Source organism: Lutibacter sp. B1, from assembly GCF_012524075.1.
In the GTDB taxonomy this organism is placed as follows: Bacteria; Bacteroidota; Bacteroidia; order Flavobacteriales; family Flavobacteriaceae; genus Lutibacter.
On record NZ_JAAZUI010000001.1, the window covers coordinates 331,239 to 354,989 of the forward strand.

Consider the following 23,751-nt stretch of genomic DNA (forward strand, 5'->3'; position numbering starts at 1 on the left):
CCTTTAATTTCTAATATTAATGTTAAAATAAATCCGAAATATTCGGATTTATTTTAATTTTGATTAACTTATAAAAGATGAAAAAACTACTACTCATATTATTCTTTTTAGTTTTTAACCTTAGCTATTCTCAGGTTACTACTTCCCCCACTGTTCCTACTGCAAATGATGAAATTACCATTTATTTTGATGCTACAGGAACAGATTTAGACGGATACAGCGGAGATGTATATGCACATACAGGACTAACTGTTAATGGTGAAACATGGAAATATGTTATAGAATCTTGGGGAGATAATACTACACAACCAAAGTTAACTCATATTTCAGGAAATCAATATGAATTACTTATTACACCTAATGTTTATTCTTTTTATAATGTTGCTTCAACTGAAACTATTACTGGATTAAACTTCGTTTTTAGATCTACAGATGGAAATACACAAACAAGCGATTTATTTATTCCAATTTATGAAGCTGGTTTAAATATAACATTTACCCAACCTGCAAACAATAGTGTTTACAACCTTAACGAAACAATTACTATCACTGCAGAAACTTCAATAAATGCTGATTTGGAGCTTTTTGTGGACAATGTTTCACAACAAACTGCTTCAGCAACAAATACTATAACTGCTAACTATACATTTACAGCTTCAGGTACTTATACTTTAAAAGCTGTTGCTACTTCTACTACTGAAACCAAAGAAACCGAAATTTCAGTTTATGTAAAAACTCCAACACAAAATCAAACTTTACCTTTAAATGTAACTAATGGTTTCAATAATAATGGTGATGGTACAGCTACTTTTGTACTATTAGCACCAAATAAAACAGACGTTTTTTTAATTGGCGATTTCAATAATTGGGAAATTGATGATACTTACCAAATGTATAAAGACGGTGAATATTTTTGGATCACTTTAAATAATTTAGATGCAAATACTGAATATGCTTATCAGTATTTAATTGATTATAACATTAAAGTTGCCGATCCTTATTCTGAAAAAATACTAGATCCTTGGAATGATCAATACATTTCAAACACAACATACCCAAATTTAAAGGCATATCCTGAAAATTTAACAACAGGCTATGTTTCAACTTTTAAAATAAATAACGAAACTTACACTTGGAACATTACCGATTTTGTAAGACCGGCTCAAGATAATTTAATAATATACGAATTACATGTAAGAGATTTTACAGAAAGTGACTCCTACAATGAAGCCTTAACTCATTTAGATTATTTGGCAACATTAGGTGTAAATGCTATAGAGCTAATGCCAATAAATGAGTTTGAAGGTAATGACAGTTGGGGATATAATCCTGCACTATATATGGCTTTAGACAAAGCTTACGGAACAAAAAACGATTTTAAAAAATTTGTTGATGCTTGCCACGAACGTGGAATTGCTGTTTTAGCCGATGTGGTTTTTAACCATTCTTATGGGCAATCTCCTTTACTTCAAATGTATTGGAACAGTGCACTTAACAAACCTGCTGCTGATAATCCATGGTACAATCAAGATCATAATTTAGTTGATAATACAAGTGCACATTGGGGTTACGACTTAAACCACGAATCATCTTACACAACTTCATTTTTTAATGATGTATTATCTTATTGGATGACTGAATATAATGTAGACGGATTTAGATTCGACTTTACCAAAGGATTTTCTAATACCTTATATTATGGAGCTGATAACTGGGCAAGTGCTTATGATGCAACAAGAATTTCTATCTTAAAAAATTATGCCGATCATGTTTGGAATCAAAATCCTTCAAATAAACCTTACGTAATATTTGAACATTTATCAGAAAATTCGGAAGAAACAGAATTGGCTAATTATGGAATTATGCTCTGGGGAAACATGAACCATAGTTATAATGAAAATACCATGGGGTGGCCAGAGGAAAATAATAATGACAGCACTAATATTTCTTGGATTTCATACAAAGAACGTGGTTGGAATAACCCTAATGTTGTAGGTTATATGGAAAGTCATGATGAAGAACGCTTGATGTATAAAAACTTACAATATGGCAATAGCAGTGGTGATTATAATGTTACCGATTTAAATACTGCTTTATCTCGCCAAGAATTAGCCGGAATGTTCTTTTTCACCATTCCTGGACCAAAAATGATTTGGCAATTTGGAGAATTGGGGTATGATTACAGTATTGATTATAATGATCGTGTTGGAAGAAAACCAATTAAATGGGATTATGTTGATAATGTAAACCGAAAACAAATTTATAATACATGGTCTACTTTAATAGAATTCAAAAAACAACAACCTGTTTTCAATTCAACGGATTTTACTTTAAATGTTAGCGGCTTAACAAAATCTATAACATTAGAACATACCGACATGGATGTTGTTTTAGTTGGAAATTTTGATGTAACAAGTAAAACTATTAGTCCTCAATTTACACAAACTGGTACTTGGTACGAATATTTTACAGGTGAAGAAAAAAATATTACAAGCACTTCAACATCAATAACTTTAAATCCGGGAGAGTATAAATTGTATTCAACAGTTAAACTTTTAGATCCTAGAGGAGGAACATCTTCCGACGATAGTGATAACGATGGTGTTGTTGATACTGAAGATTTATGCCCTAACACACCAGAAGGAGAAACAGTAAATAGTACAGGATGTCCTTTATTTACATTGTCATCCGATAATTTTACTATTGAAGTTGTAAGTGAAACTTGTCCTGATAAAAATAACGGACAAATTATAATTTCTGCTGATGCTTCATATAATTACGTTGCTTCAATAAACGGTGCTGACTATAATTTTACAAGCTCAAAAACAATTGAGGCTTTAGCTCCGGGTTCTTATGAATTATGTATCTCAATTCCGGAAAAAGGATATGAACAATGTTATATTGTAGAAATAGCTGAAGGTACTATTATTTCAGGAAAATCATCAAGCACAAAATCGGGTAAAACTTCTATTGAAATAGAACAAGGAACTGCTCCTTATCAGGTTTTTGTAAATGGAAAACAACTTTTTCAAACATTTTCTCAATCATTTGATGTTGATACTAAACACGGTGATGTAATTGAAGTTAAAACTGCTGTAAGTTGTGAAGGCGTTTATGCTAACAAAATAGAGTTATTCAATAATTCGTTGGCTGTTTTTCCAAACCCAACAAGCGGCGCTTTTGAAATTTCAATACCTACAACTAAACAAGAAGTAAAAATCGATATTTATAATATACATTCACAATTAATTTCATCAAAAACTTATCCTGTAATTTATGGTAAAGTTTATTTAAATATTGAAAATAAACCTTTAGGTTTGTATATTGCAAAAATTAATTTAGATAATCCTACAACCCTAAAAATAATAAAACAATAATAATGAAAAAGTTTTTATTTATAACAATATTAAGTTCAGTGCTTTGGTCATGCGGCGGTGGTGGCGGAGATAATCCTCCTACTCCTACTCCTGTTAACCATGCACCAACTAAACCAACATTGGTTGATCCTATAAATAATTCGTTATGTATAGACAATGTTGTTAATTTTCAATGGAATGCTTCAACAGATAGTGATGGAGATGCTATAACTTATGAAATACAAGTTGCGACCGACAATCAATTTTCAAATATAGCTCATACTTTTACACAGTCAGCAACATCAAAAAATATAACCTTAGAAAAAGGTGTTGCCTATTACTGGCGTGTGAAAGCAAAAGACAGTAAAGATTCCAGTGATTATTCTTCAACTTTTCAATTATATACCGAAGGTGAAGGTGAAATAAATCATTTACCATTTAGCCCGGCACTTGTAAGCCCGGATTTGAATAGTGTTGTACAAGAAACAAGTACTACCTTAGAATGGACTGCCAGTGATGTTGATAATGATACTTTAACTTTTGATGTTTATTTTGGCACAGATGAAGATCCTGTTACTATAGCATCAGAAAACCAAACGGCAACTACTCTTGATGTTAATTTGGAAGCATCAACTAATTATTATTGGAAAGTAGTTGTTAAAGATACTAATGGAGGACAAACTATTGGTCAAGTTTGGAACTTTAAAACCGATTAATTCTTTCTTTTTCTTAAAATTGAAAAAATGGGTAAAAAATATTTTTTACCCATTTTTTTGTAAGAAATCTTTAAACACATTCCAATAATCTTCATTTCCAGCAGTAGAATCCCATAAGGCTTTTGAACCATGAATACCTTCTACACTTGGTTTAAATTGAGTTACATATTTTGAATCTATTAAAGAAATTAATTCTTCTAAAGCAACAGATTCTTTTTGAGATGAGGTAACAAAAATAGGTTTCGTTATACTTTTAATTGAATTTTTAATATCAATACCTTTAAAATATTCTCCGGGACTAAAAGCAGCCACAGCTTTTATCTTTTCAGATTCTGTAGCTATTAATAATGCTAAAGTGGCAGAATAAGAACTTCCGACTAAAATAATTGGCTGATTTCCATTCATTTCATACATATAATCAATAGCAGCTTCAATATCCTGTTTGGCATCTAAATAATTTCTTGGCAAATTTTTCTTTTCCGCAGCTACAGCAGTTTCATTTATTACACCATTAACCTCTTTCCCTGACCGTTGATCAATTGCAATACTAGAAAAGCCTAAATCCATTAATTTTAGAGCCGTGTTTTTATATTCACCTCTGCTAAATCCGGCTTGATGACATAAAAGTATTGTTGGTTTCTTATTATTTACTTCGTATATATCAGCTGAAATAGGCAAACTGTCTTTAGAGTAAATAATTGTTTTAACAATGTAAATATTTGGCAATTCCTGCTCATTTACAATTGCTTTATTTACTTGTTTAATTTCTTTTTTTTCAGTTGAATTATTACAGGCAAATAACGTTAAGCTAAAAAATAAAATTAAATAACGCATAATACTAATTTTTACATTAAATATACCAAAAATATAAAAGAGAAAAGTAGTTGAAATAAAAAATGACTAATTGACTGATACAGAAACTAAGTTTATAATACTTCTTATATTTTAAAAAGATAATTATTTGTTAAATTCATTTTTTTAATTTCGTTTGTTTTGTTTATTTCGTTTATTTCGTTTATGTTTGTGATATAAACTGTTGTACCTAATTAAAAAAAATGGAAAATTTAGAATTAATAAAGAAACCTTCAAAAGAGGAACAAATTACAGCTATGAAATCTTACAGAACACTTGCTGCAACTCTGGAAGGTTTGCATTCAGAAAATCCTGAAATTGAAATTGAAGAAACTTCGGAAAAAATTGTAATACCACTAAGGGCTCTTAAATTATTAGCACAAATATTAGAAATTACAAGTCAAGGAAAACCTATTTCAATTATTCCAATTGCTACTGAAATGACAACACAAGCAGCTTCTGATTTTTTAGGATGTTCAAGACCACATCTCGTAAAATTACTTGAAGAAGGCAAAATATCATTCACTAAAATAGGAAGACATCGAAGGATAAAATTTGATGACATAAAAGAATATAAAAATAAAATCAAACAAAATCAGAAAAATCATTTAATAGAAATAATGAAATCTGATGAAGAACTAGGCTTGTATGATTCATAGCGTTAAATTTATAGGTGTTTTAGATACAAACACCATTTACCCAATAGAAATAAGAGATATCTTATTTTGGTTTGCTCACTACGATTTATTTACACCAAAATGGAGTAAACATATTTTTGATGAATGGGAAAATGTAATATCAGAAAAGGAATTATTATAGATGAAGCTAAGAAAAGGTCTAACAAAGCTAATTTAGCTTTTCCGGATGCAATGGTTGAAAATTACGCAAATTTAATACCAAATTTAAAATTACCTGATAAAGATGATAAGCACGTATTAGCTGCTGCAATCAAAACAAATGCTAACGTAATAGTTACAAATAATTTAAAAGATTTTCCACAAAAATATTTGTCACAATTTGGCATTTCAATCAAATCTGCAGATGATTTTATTGCTGACATTATAGATTTAAACAATGAAAAAGCAATTAAGGCATTTCGTGAATTAGTTTTAAATAGAAGAAACCCAAATTTAGATGAGTACCAAGTTTTAGATAACTTAAGAAAAAATGGGGTAAAAAACTCTGCTGATTACTTGCACTCTCTACTGTAAATTAAGAACCCTTCGTCAACTCATCAGCCAATAACTCACTTTGCTCTAAAACCTTATCAGCTTCTAAACGCGCCAAATCCGGTGGATAGCCATAGCGCATTAATATTTTACGTACAATTACACGTAATTTAGCTCTTACATCACTTCTTTTACTCCAATCTACCGTAGCATTTTTACGAATTACATCTACAATTACGTGAATTAATTCTTTCATTTTATCATCATCTAAAAATTTGGTAGAATCATTTTGATTTAACACACTGTAAAATGCGTATTCTTCTGAAGTTAAGTTTAACTCTTCGGCTTTGTGATCTTCCAAACGCATTTCACGTGCTATTGATGATAATTCTTCCAATACCTGTGCAGAGTCTATTTGATTGTTATGATATTTTTTTACTGCACTTTCAATCATTTCAGAAAACTTTTTAGCTTGTGAAATATTTTTAGTTTTCCGAACTCGTACGTCATCACTCAGCAATTTTTTAAGCAATTCAAAAGCTACATTTTTTTGCTGCATATTTTTTACTTCCAACAAAAATTCATCTGATAAAATACTAACCGAAGGCGTTTTAATACCTGCGGCTTGAAATACATCAATAACACCATCGCTGCTTAGAGCGTCATCAACAATTTGTTTAATGGCGGTGTCAACTTCAAAATCAGATTTTACGCCTGTGCTTGAAAATTTGCTTATACGAGCTTTTACTGCCTGAAAAAATGCTACTTCATCTTTAATAAAATCTGCTTCAACACTTGGAACAGACATTGCAAATAATTTAGACAATACTGTTACTTCCTTTAAAAATCGTTCTTTTAATTTTTCATCTGCCAATATAAAATTTTGAGCAGCTAACAATATTTGCAATTTTTGATTTGTTTCAACTTTAAAATAATCGTTAAAATTAAAACCGTTAAACATTTGCTCAACAATTTCAAATTTTTCTTTCATTTTTGCAATGGCTTCTTTAATATCAACAAATGCTTTTCCTTCACCTCCACTTTGTAAATACGTTGCCATTGCACTGCGCAACTCCTGTCCTATTCCAATATAATCTACAATTAATCCTCCAGGTTTGTCTTTATAAACGCGGTTTACACGTGCTATTGCCTGCATTAAATTTGCACCTTGCATTTTTTTATCTACATACATTGTATGCATACTTGGTGCATCAAATCCTGTTAACCACATATCACGAACAATTACTAATTTTAAACCATCATTAGGATCTTTCATTCTAATAGCTAATTCTTTACGCTGTTGCTTTGTAGTATGATGCGGTTGAAAACTTTCCGGATCATCGGAAGTACTTGTCATAATTACTTTGATAGTTCCTTTAGCTAAATCATTGTTTTGCCATTGTGGTTTCAGCTTAGTAATTTGAGCAAATAAATCAACGCATATTTGGCGAGTCATACACACTATCATTGCTTTACCTTCAAAAAATTGCTGACGCGCTTCAAAATGAGCTACAATATCTTTTGCTATATCTTGTAACCTGTCAGGATGCCCAACAATGGCATTTATTTGCGCATTTTTTTGTTTGGATTTTTCTAATTGCTCTTCAGTTGCTCCAGAAATTTCATTAATTAAAGTATCAATGTTAGCACTAACTGTAGCATCTAATTTAATTTTTACCAAACGAGATTCATAACTGATAGGTACTGTTGCGCCATCATCTACAGCTTGTTTAATATCATACACATCAATATAATTTCCAAAAACTGCCGGTGTAGATTTATCTTCTTTTTCAATGGGCGTTCCTGTAAAACCAATATAAGATGCATTTGTTAACGCATCACGCAAATATTTAGCATTGCCATACCTAATTTCAGATCCTTCTTCTAATTCAACAATACGCCCTTTAAAACCATATTGACTTCGGTGCGCTTCATCTGCAACTACTACAATATTTGTTCTTTTTGACAGTGTATCATACACATTGCCTTCTTCCGGACTAAATTTTTGAATGGTTGTAAAAATAACACCTCCGCCTGATACTTTTAGCAGTTCTTTTAAATGCGTTCTGCTTGTTGCCTGCACCGGAGTTTGCCGCAATAAACCAACACAATTTCCAAAAGTTCCGAACAATTGATCGTCTAAATCATTTCTATCTGTTAAAATAACAATGGTCGGATTTTTCATTTGCGGATGCGTAATAATTTGCCCACTGTAAAAAACCATTGATAATGATTTTCCGCTGCCTTGTGTATGCCAAACAACTCCAACTTTTCGGTTTCCATCTTCGGTATTTGTTGCTCTTATAGTTTGTTGTACCGCTTTTTGTACAGCATAATATTGATGGTATGCGGCAACTTTTTTAACTTTTAAAATAGAAACCAATCCGGTATTTTCATCTTTTTTTTCTTCAGATTCAAAAACTGTACAATACCTTATTAAATTTAACAACACTTCTTTTTGAAGCATAAACTCGGTTACATTTTGCAATTCGGTATTGCCGTACTCTAAAGGTGATTCAGCAGCTAATTGTATGTTATTTATAGAAATTTGATTGCTTTCTTTTGGTGCTTTCCATGTTAAAAATCGTGTAAATGGTGCCGATAAACTGGAAACTTTGGCATCTATTCCGTCAGAAATAACACATAACGCATTGTAATAAAAGATACTTGGAACTGCTTTTTTATAGTTTTGAATTTGTTGATAAGCTTTGTAAACAGTTGCTTTTTCATCAGTAGCATTTTTAAGTTCTACCAACACCAACGGCAAACCGTTTACATAAATAACAACATCCAATCGTTTTTCATTATTATTTTCTTTAATAATTAGTTGATTAACTACCCAAAACTCATTTTCAGTTTCATTTTCAAAATCTATTAATTGTACCTTAATACCTTTGGTAACGCCATTTTGAGTATATTCAACAGTAACACCATTGGTAAGTAGGGTGTGAAAACGTTCGTTATTTTCCATCACATCTTGCGTACCTAAATTAATTACTTTTTGGTAAGCTTCAGTTAAAGCACTTTCCGGCAAAGATGGATTTAGCCTTTGTAATGCTTTTTTAAATTGCTTTTCTAAAATAACACTTTCAAAACTTTCGCGTTGTGAATTGTTGCTGTATGGCGCAATATCAGGTCCGTAAAAATACGTGTACTTTTTAGCAATTAATTGGTTTATAAAAGCGCGCTCTATGGTATTTTCGTTCATTGTAATTTATCCTACTATTTTATATACATATTGGTACCCTTTTGTTATAAGTATTGCTAACCCAAAACTTAAAAGTGTTCCTATTAAAATATATTCGGTTAATTTTCGGTCCATTGCTTTTGAAAGATCTCCAAATCTAAAAACTGATTTTGCGGCTAATAAAAACCCAATGCCGGACCATTGATTGGCTAAAATAAATCCGAAAATGAATAAACGCTCTAACATACCAATATAACTGCCCGCATTGTTTAAAGATTTTGAAGTATTTTGTGAATTTACATCTTCATTTTCAGGATTCCATTTTGAAATAATTACTTTCATTACTATTGACGTAACTTTTGTAAGCACTAAAATTACAATAATTGTTAAAATAGTTGTGGGTTCAAAAACCTTTGAAAACTGTATTGTAAAAGGTTTATAAAAATAAACAACCGCTGTAATTACTAAAAAATGCAGTAGCTGATCAATAAAAAATAGCGCTGTTTTAAAAAACTTATTGTTAAGATATAATTTAACAACATCAATACAAAAATGACTGAGAACAATTACTAAAACACCCGCTATATACTTAAAATTAAATTGAAGCACTACCAACAACGCCAAAAAATGCACCAATAAATGCCAATATAAATAGTGAGATTTTATCTTTTTTTCTTCCTTATCTTTTATCCAACTATCCGGTTGAAGTAAAAAATCTCCAACAATATGAGCCAATACAAGTTTTAAACTAAGTACTAACATAACGCGTTTATTTGGTTGGTATAGTAATGTATTATTTTTTGAATTTCATCATAACCGGCTCTTTTTAAACCTGCGCTAATGTTGCTTTGGCTTTTATGCAGCAACTGTGCCAATTCTTTTTGAGTGCTGTTAGGATTTTCTAAAATTTCTTTAATTAACAGTGCCGAATTTTGAGACCAACTGTTAATTGTAATTCCCATAATTTCTAACATTAAATTTATGGCAGTATCAAACTCTTGCCAAGGCGATTTAATTGCCAATGTTTGCTTTTTTAAGTCTTCAAAACATCCGCCTGAATTTATAAACGCTTCACCATTAGATTCTGTTATTTTTTTTGCTTGATACGTTACCTTGCCAATACCTATTGCCATTCTAACATCTAATTGTTTAAACTGTTTTACGGCAGCTTTAATTTTAAATGCAGTAACAAGTGCTTTTTGTGGCGGTACTTGTAACTGAAAGCTGTCTCCCCTATATATTTCCCAATGTTTTGGCGTTGTACCTATGGCGTTTAGTTGTTCTTTTAACGTAGGCATCCACAAAGTAACATCTTCACTTCTTGAATTTATAATATCGCCGGTTATTATTGCCTTCATTCTGTTTTTTTATCAAATATACGCTTTTTTGCGTATAATTAAAAATATCTGCTAATTTGCATATAATTTAATATATCTGATAATTAGCAACTAACTATTTTTTATAGTTTAATTGGTACTTGTTTTTACTTCGGAAACTCTCAATGCACCGCTCATTAATTTGGGTAATAAAGTATCTCTGGTTTTGGTTAAAGATTGGATTTGTGCGTTGTTAATTTCTAACTTTTCAAATAAAGGTATAACTAGACCTAAATATTTTTTCAGCATATAATCATCTGGAACTATTATTTTAAACAATCTAACTTTTCCTATATTTAACATAAGCATTCCTGTAGTTCCAGATATTTCATTCATAAGTCTAAAATTCCCCTTTTTAGATATAAGAACCTGATATACATAAAATGCTAATGCTTTCTTAAATCTTAAAATTGTGATATGCTGATCAGCCACAACATTTGATGTTTGCTCGCAATAAAGATGAACTCTCCCCAAAGTTCCTTCTCCTAGTGAGTTAAGTAAAAGATCATATTTTTTTATAAATTTATTTGTAGGCACCTCTGTTTCATTACTGTAATATTTAAAATGTTGTTTTTCTAAATATTTGCCTTTATTCACTTTCTGATTTAAGTTAATTAAATTACTTTTATCAACGTATTTTGTTGTAAAACCTCTAGTTATTTCTTCTGAAATATTTTCTAAACTATCGACTCGCCAACCCTTTGGCAACTCATCATTCAATTGATATTTACCAAACCACGCTGCAAAAATAGTTTGTGCAATGGTTTCTAAAGTTTGGTTTTGTTGTTGCAATAACTCTATTTTGTTGTCAAAAGAAGTTAAAACATTGGCGATGGCTTTTTGTTCCGAAAGTGGTGGGAGATGTATTGGAGTATTTAATACATCATTTTTTGAAATATTTGCTTGACTTGCGCTACCACTTGATTGGTTACCTAAATAAAACTTTGTATTCTTCCAATTAAAAAAATAGTAAATATAATTTTCATCTAATTTATTAATATTTTGCGAATATATTTTTCCTACACGTTGATTTAAAAAGGCTTTTTCATTCATTTTAAATCTAGAAACACCTCCTACAACTTGCGTCTTAGCAAACGGATGATTTCCTGTTAAAGCAATTAAAATATCATCTTTTCCTAAAATATATTTCTCAAGATTTGGCTCAATCTTATGATACACAACATCATTAAAATTTACATCACCATTGGCAACATTTTTAATTTTAATAATTGGTAAATAATTGTCATTTAATTTACTTAAAACGAAGTCATTTGATTTAAACGCATACCCATTTAACAGTTCAATATATCCAACTAAAGTTGTTTCTTTCCAATCATTCATAACTCAAATCCAATTTTAGCAAGCTGCTGTTTAATTTCTTTATTTAAGGCTTCTTCTTTAGCCATTTGTTCTTTTAAAACAGTTGTTAAATCTGCCATTTTGGTTTCAAATGGTATGCCGTCATCTTCTTCGTCCGGTATGCCTACATAACGTCCGGGTGTTAGTACGTAGTTGTGTTTTATAATTTCTTCTTTTTTTGCCGCTTTGCAAAAGCCTTTAATGTTTTTATAAACAGATTGCTTCGTTTCACTCGCAATAACGTTTCTCCAACTGTGGTAGGTATCTGCTATTAATTGTATGTCTTCTTCTGCTAAATCTCTGTGGGTTCTGTCTTTCATATAACCCATTTCAGAAGCATCAATAAATAAAATTTCTCTGCTGCTCACACTTACGTCTCTTCTTAAAAACCAAATACAAGCCGGTATGCCTGTATTGTAAAACAGTTGTTTTGGTAAGGCTACTATACACTCTACCAAATCTTGTTCTACCAAATTTTTACGAATGGTTCCTTCACCGGAGGTATTAGAACTTAACGAGCCATTGGCTAATACGGTTGCCATTACTCCTGTTGGTGCTAAATGGTACAACATATGCTGTATCCAACCAAAATTGGCATTGCCACTTGGCGGTATACCGTATTTCCAACGTGCATCGTCTTGTAAAATATCTATTCCCCATTCGCTTTGGTTAAATGGCGGATTGGCTAAAATATAGTCTGCTTTTAAATCAGGATGTGCATCTTTTAAAAAGGAGCCTTCGGTATTCCAACTTACAAATTGTGAGTTTACATTGCGTATTGCCAAGTTCATTTTAGAGAGTTTCCACGTTGTTTGGTTGCTTTCTTGTCCGTAAATGGTTATGTCATTAATATTTCCTTGGTGTTCGGTTACAAATTTTTCGCTCATTACAAACATACCTCCACTGCCACAAGCCGGATCGTACACACGCCCTTTGTAAGGTTCTATCATTTCTACCATTAATTTTACAATGGCTTTTGGTGTGTAAAATTGACCTCCTTTTTTGCCTTCGGCATTGGCAAATTCACCTAAAAAATATTCGTACACTCTACCAAAAAGGTCTTTTGATTTTTCGTTTTCTGCTTGTAATTCGGTATTTGAAATTAAATCTATCAACTGCCCTAAAGATGCTTTATCTAAATTGGCTTTTCCATATACTTTGGGCAATACATTTTTTAACTCCTGATTTTCCTTTTCTATGGCTTCCATTGCCTGGTCAATAAGTTGCCCTATGATTGGTAATTTTGCATTGTTATGCAAGTGATACCAACGCGCAGTTGGCGGTACAAAAAACACATTTTCAGCCAAATACTCATCTCTGTCTTCCGGATCACTCCACTCGTCTGCTTCTAATTTGTGATAAAGCTCATCAAAACTTTCTGATATGTATTTTATAAAAACCAAGCCTAATACTACGTATTTGTATTCTGCTGCATCAATATTTTTACGTAATTTATCAGCTGCTTTAAACAGTTGTTGTTCAAATGTTCCTCCGTTTGTTTTTTTAGCCATTGAATAGGGTTAAATTAGTTGGGCAATTTTTTTATAGGATAAATGTAAGAAAGATTTGAATAATCTCCATTTTTTAACTTAAAAAACCCGGTAACTTGACTTTTGGAAAAAAATAAGGCATAAAAAAAATCCTACTATTTCTAGTAGGATTTACTTTGGTGGGCAATGAGGGATTCGAACCCCCGACCCCCTCGGTGTAAACGAGGTGCTCTGAACCAACTGAGCTAATTGCCCTAAGCGGATGCAAATATATAACGAGTTTTTATATTATACAAAGCTTTTTTGCAAAAAAAATCATCTTTTTAGAATTTTAGTATTTAATTAAATATTAATCAATAGTATAGGTGAACATATTTTTTAAAATATCTTTTTAAAAGTATGTTAAATAACTTCAGCAACTACAAAAGTACTTCCTCCAATAAAAATCAAGTCATTTTTAGTGGCTTTATCTAATGCAGATTTGTATGCACTTTGAACTGATTTATAGCCTTTTCCTTTAAGCTGAAATTTAGAACACTCTTTCTGTAATGCAACAACCTCTAAACCTCTGGGAATATCAGGTTTACAAAAATAATAAATAGCATTTTTTGGAAATAAAGGAAGAATATTATCTAACTTTTTATCGTTAACAACACCAAAAACAATGTGTAAGTTTTTAAATTCTTCTTTTTGAAGTTGATCTAAAACATATTGTAAACCCTCTTTATTATGTCCGGTATCACAAATTACTTTTGGCTCATTTTTAAGTATTTGCCATCTTCCTAAAAGATTAGTGTTCTGCACAACATTTAAAAGACCATCTCTTGTATTTTTATCTGATATAATAAAGCCCTTATCAACTAATACTTTTATGGTTTGTACAACTGTTTTTATATTTTTTATTTGATAGCTTCCTTTTAAATCGGTTTCAAAATTTGTAATACTGTTTTTCTCGGCTAAATATAGTTTTGAATTATTTTGGTTGGCTATGTTTTGAAATAACGGAAATATTTCTTCTTGATATTCGCCAATAACAACAGGTACATTTTTTTTTATTATTCCTGCTTTTTCAAAGGCTATCTCTGGTAATGTTTCGCCTAAAAACTGAGTGTGATCAAAACCAATATTGGTAATTACAGAAACTTCCGGAGTTATAATATTGGTAGAATCTAATCGCCCTCCTAATCCAACTTCTACTACGGCAATATCAACATGTTGTTTTGCAAAACAATCAAAAGCCAAACCAACAGTCATTTCAAAAAAAGAAAGTTTATTTTGACTAAAAAATAAGATGTTCTTTTTCAAAAAATTAATAACCTCAATTTTTTTAATAACCTTTCCATTAATTTTTATACGCTCTCTAAAATCTTTTAAATGAGGTGAAGTGTATAAACCAACTTTATAACCTGCTTCTTGTAAAATTGAAGCCATCATATGGCTGGTAGATCCTTTACCATTTGTACCGGCTACATGAATGGTTTTAAATTTTTTTTCAGGGTAATTTAAATGTTTAGACAATGCTAAACTGTTTGTCAAATCTTTTTTAAAAGCTGTTTTTCCTTGCCTTTGATACATTGGCAATTGCGAAAACATCCAATTGAGGGTCTCGTTATAATTCATTAAAAATTATTGTGAAAGTGAAAACCTGTATTTAATAATTCCAACTTGTTTTGAAGGTGCTTTAGCGTCGGGCTCCCATTTTGTTTTTAAAGCTGCTTCTTTTGCCTGAGTTAACAAACAAGATGCTGTATTTGTAGAACCTTTAACTCCTGGTGTAGCTTTAATTACTTTTCCATTAACATCCACTTCTATACTAACAATTACTAAACCTTCTTCGTTACAAATATAATCAGGTTTTGGCCTGCTTAAAGGTTTTCTGTTCCCTAATTGATAATCTCCACCCGAACCACTGCCTCCACTACCGTAATAACCACTTGCATTTGGATCTCCTGTAATTTTACCTTTATCTCCTGCTGCATTATCATTTCCTTCTCCTCCTGTAGCTTTTCCATTAGCATCTTTAATTCCTCCTATTAAAGCATCCAAGTTTTTCTTTTTAGCTTCTTCTTCAGCTTTTTGTTTAGCAATGGCTTCTTTGCGCTCTTTCTCTAATTTAGCTTCTTCCTCAGCCTTTTTTTTAGCTTCATTTTGTTTTTTTATAACTAAAGCATCTTCTGTATTTTGTGTGAGCACTTCTTTAGAAGTAGTGGGTGATGTTTCTGTAATAGCTTCTTGTACTTGTTCCTCTTGTGCCTCTTGTTGCTCTTGCTCAACTATTTCTTCGGAAATTGATTTTAGTGGCTCGGTTGGTTGAATATTTCCGCTTCCAACATCAGATGTACCAAAATTAACCGCAATACCATATTCTTCCGGTGGATCTATATACTTCAATCCAACAAAAAAAAGTGAAACTATTAACAAAATCATTATTAGTGTTGTTAATAGTGCTGATTTTCTTTTATGTTTTGTGTCTAAAAAACTCAATTTAAATTATTTAGGTCTAACGGCTAAAATTACTTTATATCTATTTCTATTTGCAATATCCATTATTTTAACTGCTTTTTCAATAGGCACTCCTTCTTCAGCTCTTAAAACAATGGTTGGACTCTCTTTTGCAGATAGCAAACTTAATAAATTTTGTTCCAAGCTGGCTTCATCAACTTTTTCACTATCAATATAATATGTTAAATTTTTTGTTATACTAACAGCTACCGATTTTTTGTTTTCGGTTTTACCACTTGCTTTAGGTAACAAAATATCTAATGCACTTGTGGTAACTAAAGTAGATGTTATCATAAAAAAGATGAGCAATAAAAAAACAATGTCGGTCATAGACGACATGTTAAAATTCGGGTTTATTTTATTTCTACCTCTAATATTCATATTAAATAGGCTCGTTTAATAAATCTAAAAACTCAACAGATTTTGCTTCCATTTCGTATACAACTTTATCAGTTTTAGCTACTAAATGATTGTATTGAATATACGAAATTATACCTACTATCAATCCTGCCACAGTAGTTGTCATAGCTGTATAAAGTCCGTCAGACAGCATTTTTATATCAATTTGTCCTCCTGCATTAGAAATTTCATGAATAGCAATAATCATACCTATTACCGTTCCTAAAAACCCAATCATAGGTGCGGCACCTGCAATAGTTGCCAACACACTCACATTTTTTTCCAATTTATAAATTTCTAAACGTCCGGCATTTTCAATTGCAGTATGAATATCTTCTAAAGGTTTACCTATTCTTGAAATTCCTTTTTCAATTAAACGTGATGCCGGAGATTTTACCTGAGCACATAAAACTTTAGCGGCATCTAATTTACCGTGTGTAACATGATCTCTAATTTGATTCATAAAATTACTATCGGTTTTAGAAGCAGACTTTATTGCAAAAAAACGTTCAAAATAAATATATAATGCAACAATTAATAGTATTAAAAGTATTGCTATAATTATTTGTCCTCCTAAACCACCATCCATTATTAATTTATATACAGATAGTTTTTTTTCTTCAGAAATGGTTTCAGTTAAAATTTCACTTGAATTTTGTAAAACTGTTAAAAGCATATAGTACTGTTTTATTTATTGTTATTTAACGAATTTTAATATTTAAAATTGTAACTCATAAACTTTTTAAATAAAAAAACCCGAGATTGCTCTCGGGTAAAATTAGCTAAAAATATGATTAAAAATTTCTGATAAACATAAAAGCAATTGCTCCCGCTACAAAGCCAAGAGCTGCTAACCACGAAATTTTTTTAAAATACCAAAAGAAATTAATTTTTTCCATTCCCATTGCAACTACTCCGGCTGCTGATCCAATAATTAACATACTTCCTCCTGTTCCGGCAGCATAAGCTACAAAATGCCATAAATGACTATCAATTGGTTCTTGGAACATTCCCATACTTGCGGCAACTAAAGGTACGTTATCAACTATTGCAGATCCTACTCCTAATAACATTATTACTACATCTGTATTTGGTATAATAACTTTTAAGTGCTCGGCTCCTAAAAACAACATTCCTAAAGATTCTAAAGCGGCTACCGCCATTAAAATACCGAAGAAAAATAATACACTCGACATTTCAATTCTGGCTAAAGAGCTATGAACAGGGCTATGAGAGCCTACATGATTGTGTTCTGAATCTTGTTGAACACTTGACATTGTAAATTTTGATCTACTGAAAATTTCCGCAAAAACACCTACAACTGCTAAAGATAACATCATCCCTACATACGGTGGTAAATGTGTTATAGTTTTAAAAATAGGCACAAAAATTATTCCTCCTAATCCTAAATACAACATTATTTGACTGTATTTATTTGTAGGTTCAGAATTATCATCTGTTTCAATTTTTTCTATATTTCCTTGAAAAGGTTTCATAAATGATGCTATAAAAACCGGAACTACAACACAAACCAAAGATGGTATAATTAAATATTCTATTAATTTAGCTGAAGTTACTTTTTTACCAATCCACAACATTGTAGTTGTAACATCACCTATTGGAGACCATGCTCCACCGGCATTAGCTGCAATTATAATTAAACTTGCAAACCATAAACGCGTAGACTTATCATCTATAATTTTTTGAAGAATGGTAATTAAAACTATTGTGGCTGTTAAATTATCTATTATAGCAGAAAGAATAAATGCTAAAAAAGCAAAAATCCATAATAATTTCTTTTTACTTTTTGTTTTTATGAATTTTTTAAATGTTGAAAAACCGTCAAAATAATCTATCATTTCAACTATGGTCATAGCACCCAGTAAGAAAAATAGAATTTCAGCTGTTTTACCTAAATGATGCAATAACGTTTCTTCAAGTAAATGATGTTTTTCTTCGTTTGCAAAACTTGAAAATCCTTCGATTAATTTATGTCCTGCAGAATCAAACCAATTTGAAAAATTATCAATACCAAAAGCTACCAAAGCCCATAAAATTGCCATCATTCCTAAAGCAGGAATTAGCTTATCTACTTTTAAATTATGTTCTAAGGTTATTGCTAAATATCCTAAAATAAATATTATTATAATGACTGTTTCCATGTTTTAAAGTTTAATTAATTGTTTATCATATTATTATTTAAAAGTTTCTTTTATTTTGTTTAAATTATTTACAATAATATCCTTTTAATAAGAATCAATTATGTTAATTTCTTCTTATCAATTAAAAATAAATCTTTCTATTAGATGAGATATTTAAGGCTTTAATTATTATCATTTAAATTTTATCAAACTTAACAAATATTGTTAAAACTTAATGGCTTTTAGTAAAGATTTTTCCTGAACTATGATCATTTAATGCTCCAGTAACACTACGCAAGCAATTCACTTGATTTTCAGAACGTAACAGTCCTAAAAGAGCAAAAATCAAAGCCTCTTTATAGTTTATAATTTCACTATCCGGTATCACAATTTCATTTTTACTGTAACGTTTTAGTTCTTCCATTAAAAAAGTATTAAAAGTACCACCTCCGGTAACCAATATTTTCGATTTAATGTTGTTATCCAAACACAAACTTATTTGAGTTACAATATGAGCTACAAATGTTCTTAAAATATCTTCTACAGTAATTTTTGCATCATCTATTAAAGGAAATATTGAACTTTTAACAAATTCTAAACCTAACGATTTTGGTTTAGCATCTTTATAAAAAGCTATGTTATTCAATTTATTCAGTAAATTTTCATCTACTTTACCTTTTTTAGCCAAATTTCCTCCTTCATCAAATTTTACCCCTAACTGATTCGCATAAAAATTTAATACAATATTTACCGGACAAATATCAAAAGCTATTCTCTCCTTATTTTTTTCAAAAGAAATATTGGCAAAACCTCCTAAATTTAAACAATACGTATATTCAGAAAAAAGCAATTTATCTCCAATAGGCACAAGAGGAGCTCCTTGTCCTCCTAATTCAACATCTTGGGTTCTAAAATCGCATATAACTTTTAGCCCCGTTGTATTACTTATGGTTTGTCCATCGCCAATTTGTAGTGTGTATCCTTCATTTGGTTTATGAAAAATAGTATGTCCGTGTGATGCTATAAAATCTATATCAGAAATAGTGTATTTATCAACAAACTCGTTAACTAATTCTCCTAAGTAGTTTCCATATTCAATATGCAGTTTTAAAATACTTTCTTTAGATGAGGTAAATGCACTCCTTAATTTTTCTTCCCATAATTTTGAGTATGGAATAGTTTCTGTTTGTACTATTTTAAAATTATAAATTTCATCGTTATTAAAAATTTGAGTATAAACAATATCCACACCATCTAACGAAGTACCGGACATTAACCCTATAATATTACACTGTTTTTCAATCATAGATTTATTCCACTTTTCATACTACATATTTAACAAAAAAATACTTAAAAAAAGGTTATATTTGAAAAAACCTAACTTTATTTTTAACCTTAATTATGGATTTTAATTTAACTGAAGAACAACTAATGATACGCGATGCTGCTCGTGATTTTGCTCAAAACGAATTGTTACCCGGAGTAATTGAACGAGATGAAAAACAACAATTTCCGGCAGAGCAAATAAAAAAAATGGGAGAACTAGGATTTTTAGGAATGATGGTTGACCCAAAGTACGGCGGAAGCGGATTAGACACCATTTCTTACGTATTAGCTATGGAAGAAATTTCTAAAATTGATGCTTCGGCATCAGTAGTTATGTCAGTAAATAACTCTTTAGTTTGCTGGGGGCTCGAAACCTTTGGAACTGAAGAACAAAAACAAAAATACTTGGTTCCACTTGCAACTGGCGAAATTATTGGCGCATTTTGTTTAAGTGAACCTGAAGCAGGTTCCGATGCTACTTCACAACGTACAACCGCTATTGACAAAGGCGATTATTACTTGCTAAACGGAACAAAAAACTGGATTACTAACGGTAATAATGCCAGTGTTTACCTTATAATTGCACAAACTGATGTAGAAAAAGGGCATAAAGGTATCAACGCTTTTATTGTAGAAAAAGGAATGGAAGGTTTTGTTGTTGGCCCAAAAGAAAACAAATTAGGTATCCGTGGATCCGACACACATTCTTTAATGTTTACTGATGTTAAAGTGCCAAAAGAAAATAGAATTGGTGAAGATGGTTTTGGCTTTAAGTTCGCTATGAAAACCTTAGCAGGCGGTAGAATTGGTATTGCTTCACAAGCCTTAGGAATTGCCGCAGGCGCTTATGAGTTAGCCCTTAAATATTCTAAAGAGCGTAAAGCTTTTGGTACAGAAATCAGCAATCATCAAGCAATTGCTTTTAAATTGGCCGATATGGCAACTCAAATCGAGGCTGCACGCCATTTATGCATCAAAGCGGCTTGGGATAAGGACCAACATCAAAATTACGATTTAAGTGGTGCAATGGCTAAATTATACGCTGCCGAAACCGCTATGAGCGTTACTGTTGAAGCTGTTCAAATTCACGGAGGTTACGGTTTTGTAAAAGAATACCATGTAGAACGTCTAATGCGAGATGCTAAAATCACTCAAATTTATGAAGGCACTTCTGAAATTCAAAAAATTGTAATCTCGAGAAGTGTTTTAAGAGATTAAAATTATCCGTTTTAATCTCGAGAAGTGTTTTAAGAGATTAAAATTATCCGTTTTGATCTCGGAGAAGTGTTTTAAGAGATTAAAATTCTTTTTTTAAGAAGTATTTTGACAAATTAAACTATTTAGGGCGTGTCGGCAATTCACATTGCCGTCGCGCCTTTCGTTAAATCTTTTTGGCAATTTCGCGTATGCTTATTTCCAAAAAGGATACCACTTCAACCGCTCACGCATCAAACCTTTTTAATAACATAGGTAACAATTCCCCAAACAATCAATTCATTTTCTTCAGTAACTTTAATTGCTTTATAGGTTTTATTTTCAGGCATTAAATACACACAGCCTTTTTCAACTTTTAATCTTTTAACGGTAAATTCACCATCAATCATACATACAGCAATTTTACCATCTCTTGTTTCAATACTTCTATCAATCACCAACAAATCACCATCTTCAATATTGGCGTCAATCATAGAATTTCCACGTACTCTCGCATAAAACGTAGCATCTTCATTGGTAATTAATTCTTTATCTAAACTAATACGAACTTCTTTAAAATCTTCCGCAGGAGAAGGAAATCCGGCAGAAATATCTTCATTCACAATAGGTCTTTCAATAAACTGAACCTTTTCCGGAACATAAAAAGTGATATTTTTAATTCCTTCTTTTATTTTTTTTACTCGCATTTTACTTCAATAATTTCATTTATAGCTGTGGTATATCTTGGTGATAAATGTTCTTGTTTCATTTTCCACGTTTTATCTAAATCCTGATTGGCAATTTTTATTTTTGGAGCGTTGTATTTAAAATTTAAAGCATCAATTGTTTTCATTAGCAATTTATGCTTCGGGTTTTCATCAGTAAACAACGAAAATTGATGCTGACTTTCAGGTTTTAAGCCCATAACAATCACACCTGCTTTTTTATAACTATACCCTTTTCTAAATAACTCCCCAATGCCTTTAATTGCCGAATTACAAATGGTAATACTTGAATTGGTTGCATACGGCAAATGCACCACTACTCCAACACTTCTTTTAACATCAACATATTTACTGGTTTTTAAAAAAACATACAAACTCGTACATTCCGAACGTTGTTTTCTCAACTTTTCGGCACAAGCATTGGCAAAAGTTGCTATACGTTCTTTAATAGGTTCATATTCTTTTAAAGCATATTCAAAAGTTCGTGTAGTAGCAATATGTTTTTTATCTTTTATAGCTTCAAAACCTATAATTGGCTCTCCCAATAAATCTTTTTTTAAACGCAAACCCACTACTGAAAATTTACTGCGCACAAATTCATCACTTAACAATGTGAAATTATATGCTGTATGTATATGTGATTTTTTAAGCTGCTTCGAAATACTGCGACCAATACCCCAAACATTCTCAATTTCAGTATATTTTAATGCTTTTATGCGTTTATTTTCATCAGAAATAACATAAACACCGCTTGTTTTTTTTGAAAAATTTTTAGCAATTTTATTGGCAACTTTCGAAAGTGATTTAGTAGGTGCAATTCCAATACTTACAGGAATTCCAACCCATTTTTCAATAGTTTCCTTAATTTTTAAACCATACTTTTCTAATTCCTTTTCATCAATTCCGTCTAACTTAAAAAATGCTTCATCAATCGAATACAATTCAATATCTGAAGAAAATTTAGATAAAATAGACATCACTCTGGTACTTAAATCACCATATAATGAATAATTCGAAGAAAAAACCTCAATGGCATGTTCTTTAAATACTTTTTCATATTTATATGCTTCTGCACCCATTGGTATAAAAGGTTTTGCTTCTAAACTTCTCGCAATTACACAACCATCATTATTAGATAAAACCACTATAGGTTTTCCAACTAAATAAGGTTTAAAAACTCGTTCACACGAAGCATAAAAACTATTACAATCTAAAATACCGTACATTCTATAAAATTAATACGTTTTTTGATGTTAAATGTATAGAATAAAAATCCTCATAAAAAATATGAGGATTTTATTAATATATTACTAATGCACCTATACTCTATAGGTATCAGCTTTCCAATTCTTTACAGCTTTTTTAATTTCCTTTTCTGAAAGATTTTCTTTTTCAGCTCTTTCAACTAAAACAAGAAATTCTTCATCTGAAGAAAATCGTAAACCAATAATTTGCCTAATCGTCAGCTTATTACTCATAGGTTTTCCTGTCAAAATATAGTATCTAAACTTTTCTTCTGCTCTAATTGCTCTATCTTGAGCTTTTAAAGCAAAGGCTCTTAAAAAATAAAACATAAATAATAGTATAAAAGATACCAATACTAATAAAGAAGCTGAATATAAGCTTTCCTTTGAAGAGTTTGCTACATTAATTATTGAGCCAATAAGAAGAGCTAAAATAGCCAATAAAGTTATAACATGATAACCAATCACAAATTTACTATGATTAGCATAATTTTGATGTTTCATAATTTAATTATTTTAGATAGTTATATGTAAATATAACCTAAGTATTTCAAAAAATTAAAATATAAACAAAAAACCCTTCAACGTGATGTTGAAGGGTTTTCAAAAGCAAGGCGGTGACATACTCTCCCACCAATGGCAGTACCATCTGCGCTGATAGGCTTAACTTCTCTGTTCGGTATGGGAAGAGGTGAGCCCTATCGCTATAACCACC

The 23,751-nt window shown here is 31.0% G+C and carries 21 protein-coding genes, 1 tRNA gene and 1 rRNA gene; 6 read left to right on the plus strand and 17 right to left on the minus strand.

The features are described 5' to 3' along the window. The first annotated feature begins 77 nt into the window (after nt 1–77). Complete coding sequence (locus HGB55_RS01455; RefSeq protein WP_168813931.1) at nt 78–3,377, plus strand: alpha-amylase family glycosyl hydrolase; 3,300 nt, start codon at nt 78–80, stop codon at nt 3,375–3,377. Nucleotides 3,378–3,379: 2 nt separating this feature from the next. Beyond that, entirely contained in the window at nt 3,380–4,072 is a 693-nt protein-coding gene (locus HGB55_RS01460) for a hypothetical protein (protein WP_168813933.1), read from the plus strand. Nucleotides 4,073–4,117: 45 nt separating this feature from the next. On the opposite strand, the gene HGB55_RS01465 is transcribed toward HGB55_RS01460, so the two are convergent. Then, entirely contained in the window at nt 4,118–4,906 is a 789-nt protein-coding gene (locus HGB55_RS01465; RefSeq protein WP_168813935.1) for an alpha/beta hydrolase, read from the minus strand. Nucleotides 4,907–5,127: 221 nt separating this feature from the next. On the opposite strand from HGB55_RS01465, the gene HGB55_RS01470 reads away from it, so the two are divergent. Genes HGB55_RS01470 through HGB55_RS01475 form a run of 3 tightly spaced genes read left to right on the plus strand, consistent with a single transcriptional unit; the run spans nt 5,128 to nt 6,135 of the window. Then, the gene (locus tag HGB55_RS01470) at nt 5,128–5,583 is read left to right on the plus strand and encodes a helix-turn-helix domain-containing protein (RefSeq protein ID WP_168813937.1); all 456 of its coding nucleotides are present in this window, start codon (nt 5,128–5,130) and stop codon (nt 5,581–5,583) included. Further along, the gene (locus HGB55_RS15425; RefSeq protein ID WP_211047320.1) at nt 5,573–5,743 is read left to right on the plus strand and encodes a hypothetical protein; all 171 of its coding nucleotides are present in this window, start codon (nt 5,573–5,575) and stop codon (nt 5,741–5,743) included. Before HGB55_RS01470 ends, HGB55_RS15425 begins: the two co-directional genes overlap by 11 nt. Further along, nucleotides 5,707–6,135: a PIN domain-containing protein gene (locus HGB55_RS01475; protein WP_211047321.1), complete on the plus strand. Its 429-nt coding sequence runs from the start codon at nt 5,707–5,709 to the stop codon at nt 6,133–6,135. Before HGB55_RS15425 ends, HGB55_RS01475 begins: the two co-directional genes overlap by 37 nt. 1 nt (nt 6,136) lies before the next feature. Here HGB55_RS01475 and HGB55_RS01480 read toward each other — a convergent pair whose 3' ends face one another. From HGB55_RS01480 to HGB55_RS01535, 12 genes are all read right to left on the minus strand, one after another. After that, a complete protein-coding gene (locus HGB55_RS01480) occupies nt 6,137–9,301 on the minus strand; it encodes a type I restriction endonuclease subunit R (RefSeq protein ID WP_168813939.1) in 3,165 nt (1,054 codons plus the stop codon). Between the two features lie 6 nt (nt 9,302–9,307). Next, nucleotides 9,308–10,042 carry a DUF3307 domain-containing protein gene (locus HGB55_RS01485; RefSeq protein WP_168813941.1) on the minus strand — a complete coding sequence of 245 codons (735 nt, stop codon included), beginning with the start codon at nt 10,040–10,042 and terminating at the stop codon, nt 9,308–9,310. Then, nucleotides 10,036–10,638 carry a SatD family protein gene (locus HGB55_RS01490; protein WP_168813943.1) on the minus strand — a complete coding sequence of 201 codons (603 nt, stop codon included), beginning with the start codon at nt 10,636–10,638 and terminating at the stop codon, nt 10,036–10,038. The genes HGB55_RS01485 and HGB55_RS01490 overlap by 7 nt, the downstream gene beginning before the upstream one ends. 108 nt (nt 10,639–10,746) lie before the next feature. Next, nucleotides 10,747–11,997 (minus strand): restriction endonuclease subunit S, encoded by a 1,251-nt coding sequence (locus HGB55_RS01495; protein WP_168813945.1) that lies wholly within the window; start codon nt 11,995–11,997, stop codon nt 10,747–10,749. Beyond that, on the minus strand, nt 11,994–13,526 hold the full coding sequence (locus HGB55_RS01500; protein ID WP_168813947.1) for a class I SAM-dependent DNA methyltransferase: 1,533 nt from the start codon (nt 13,524–13,526) through the stop codon (nt 11,994–11,996). The genes HGB55_RS01495 and HGB55_RS01500 overlap by 4 nt, the downstream gene beginning before the upstream one ends. A gap of 156 nt (nt 13,527–13,682) precedes the next feature. Beyond that, a tRNA-Val gene (locus HGB55_RS01505) sits at nt 13,683–13,760 on the minus strand. 147 nt (nt 13,761–13,907) lie between these two features. Then, complete coding sequence (locus HGB55_RS01510) at nt 13,908–15,125, minus strand: folylpolyglutamate synthase/dihydrofolate synthase family protein (protein WP_168813949.1); 1,218 nt, start codon at nt 15,123–15,125, stop codon at nt 13,908–13,910. 6 nt (nt 15,126–15,131) lie between these two features. Then, nucleotides 15,132–15,932 (minus strand): energy transducer TonB, encoded by an 801-nt coding sequence (locus tag HGB55_RS01515; RefSeq protein WP_247649167.1) that lies wholly within the window; start codon nt 15,930–15,932, stop codon nt 15,132–15,134. A 63-nt stretch (nt 15,933–15,995) separates the two neighbouring features. Then, nucleotides 15,996–16,388, minus strand: coding sequence for a biopolymer transporter ExbD (locus tag HGB55_RS01520; protein WP_168813953.1), 393 nt, complete (start codon nt 16,386–16,388; stop codon nt 15,996–15,998). Between the two features lies 1 nt (nt 16,389). Then, on the minus strand, nt 16,390–17,082 hold the full coding sequence (locus HGB55_RS01525) for a MotA/TolQ/ExbB proton channel family protein (RefSeq protein ID WP_168813955.1): 693 nt from the start codon (nt 17,080–17,082) through the stop codon (nt 16,390–16,392). A gap of 118 nt (nt 17,083–17,200) precedes the next feature. Then, nucleotides 17,201–18,568, minus strand: a complete 1,368-nt coding sequence (nhaD, locus tag HGB55_RS01530) for a sodium:proton antiporter NhaD (RefSeq protein ID WP_168813957.1) — start codon at nt 18,566–18,568, stop codon at nt 17,201–17,203. 211 nt (nt 18,569–18,779) lie between these two features. Continuing rightward, complete coding sequence (locus HGB55_RS01535; protein WP_168813959.1) at nt 18,780–19,853, minus strand: anhydro-N-acetylmuramic acid kinase; 1,074 nt, start codon at nt 19,851–19,853, stop codon at nt 18,780–18,782. Nucleotides 19,854–19,948: 95 nt separating this feature from the next. Between HGB55_RS01535 and HGB55_RS01540 the strand changes: the two genes are divergently transcribed. After that, nucleotides 19,949–21,091 (plus strand): acyl-CoA dehydrogenase, encoded by a 1,143-nt coding sequence (locus tag HGB55_RS01540; protein ID WP_168813961.1) that lies wholly within the window; start codon nt 19,949–19,951, stop codon nt 21,089–21,091. 230 nt (nt 21,092–21,321) lie between these two features. On the opposite strand, the gene HGB55_RS01545 is transcribed toward HGB55_RS01540, so the two are convergent. From HGB55_RS01545 to rrf, 4 genes are all read right to left on the minus strand, one after another. After that, nucleotides 21,322–21,774, minus strand: coding sequence for a LexA family transcriptional regulator (locus tag HGB55_RS01545; RefSeq protein ID WP_168813963.1), 453 nt, complete (start codon nt 21,772–21,774; stop codon nt 21,322–21,324). Further along, nucleotides 21,765–23,018 (minus strand): Y-family DNA polymerase, encoded by a 1,254-nt coding sequence (locus HGB55_RS01550; RefSeq protein WP_168813965.1) that lies wholly within the window; start codon nt 23,016–23,018, stop codon nt 21,765–21,767. The genes HGB55_RS01545 and HGB55_RS01550 overlap by 10 nt, the downstream gene beginning before the upstream one ends. A gap of 93 nt (nt 23,019–23,111) precedes the next feature. Next, entirely contained in the window at nt 23,112–23,540 is a 429-nt protein-coding gene (locus HGB55_RS01555) for a DUF6526 family protein (RefSeq protein WP_168813967.1), read from the minus strand. 105 nt (nt 23,541–23,645) lie between these two features. Beyond that, nucleotides 23,646–23,751: ribosomal RNA gene (gene rrf / locus HGB55_RS01560) — 5S ribosomal RNA — on the minus strand; the annotation flags it as partial.

Bases quoted from the DNA above. Each gene is read 5' to 3' on its own strand.
- HGB55_RS01540 (WP_168813961.1), top strand. From the start codon at position 19,949: ATGGATTTTAATTTAACTGAAGAACAACTAATGATACGCGATGCTGCT.
- HGB55_RS01545 (WP_168813963.1), bottom strand. From the start codon at position 21,774: ATGCGAGTAAAAAAAATAAAAGAAGGAATTAAAAATATCACTTTTTAT.
- nhaD (WP_168813957.1), bottom strand. From the start codon at position 18,568: ATGGAAACAGTCATTATAATAATATTTATTTTAGGATATTTAGCAATA.
- HGB55_RS01525 (WP_168813955.1), bottom strand. From the start codon at position 17,082: ATGCTTTTAACAGTTTTACAAAATTCAAGTGAAATTTTAACTGAAACC.
- HGB55_RS01470 (WP_168813937.1), top strand. From the start codon at position 5,128: ATGGAAAATTTAGAATTAATAAAGAAACCTTCAAAAGAGGAACAAATT.
- HGB55_RS01555 (WP_168813967.1), bottom strand. From the start codon at position 23,540: ATGAAACATCAAAATTATGCTAATCATAGTAAATTTGTGATTGGTTAT.
- HGB55_RS01515 (WP_247649167.1), bottom strand. From the start codon at position 15,932: ATGATTTTGTTAATAGTTTCACTTTTTTTTGTTGGATTGAAGTATATA.
- HGB55_RS01455 (WP_168813931.1), top strand. From the start codon at position 78: ATGAAAAAACTACTACTCATATTATTCTTTTTAGTTTTTAACCTTAGC.
- HGB55_RS15425 (WP_211047320.1), top strand. From the start codon at position 5,573: ATGATTCATAGCGTTAAATTTATAGGTGTTTTAGATACAAACACCATT.
- HGB55_RS01520 (WP_168813953.1), bottom strand. From the start codon at position 16,388: ATGAATATTAGAGGTAGAAATAAAATAAACCCGAATTTTAACATGTCG.
- HGB55_RS01510 (WP_168813949.1), bottom strand. From the start codon at position 15,125: ATGAATTATAACGAGACCCTCAATTGGATGTTTTCGCAATTGCCAATG.
- HGB55_RS01500 (WP_168813947.1), bottom strand. From the start codon at position 13,526: ATGGCTAAAAAAACAAACGGAGGAACATTTGAACAACAACTGTTTAAA.
- HGB55_RS01490 (WP_168813943.1), bottom strand. From the start codon at position 10,638: ATGAAGGCAATAATAACCGGCGATATTATAAATTCAAGAAGTGAAGAT.
- HGB55_RS01465 (WP_168813935.1), bottom strand. From the start codon at position 4,906: ATGCGTTATTTAATTTTATTTTTTAGCTTAACGTTATTTGCCTGTAAT.
- HGB55_RS01460 (WP_168813933.1), top strand. From the start codon at position 3,380: ATGAAAAAGTTTTTATTTATAACAATATTAAGTTCAGTGCTTTGGTCA.
- HGB55_RS01485 (WP_168813941.1), bottom strand. From the start codon at position 10,042: ATGTTAGTACTTAGTTTAAAACTTGTATTGGCTCATATTGTTGGAGAT.
- HGB55_RS01495 (WP_168813945.1), bottom strand. From the start codon at position 11,997: ATGAATGATTGGAAAGAAACAACTTTAGTTGGATATATTGAACTGTTA.
- HGB55_RS01550 (WP_168813965.1), bottom strand. From the start codon at position 23,018: ATGTACGGTATTTTAGATTGTAATAGTTTTTATGCTTCGTGTGAACGA.
- HGB55_RS01535 (WP_168813959.1), bottom strand. From the start codon at position 19,853: ATGATTGAAAAACAGTGTAATATTATAGGGTTAATGTCCGGTACTTCG.
- HGB55_RS01480 (WP_168813939.1), bottom strand. From the start codon at position 9,301: ATGAACGAAAATACCATAGAGCGCGCTTTTATAAACCAATTAATTGCT.
- HGB55_RS01475 (WP_211047321.1), top strand. From the start codon at position 5,707: ATGGGAAAATGTAATATCAGAAAAGGAATTATTATAGATGAAGCTAAG.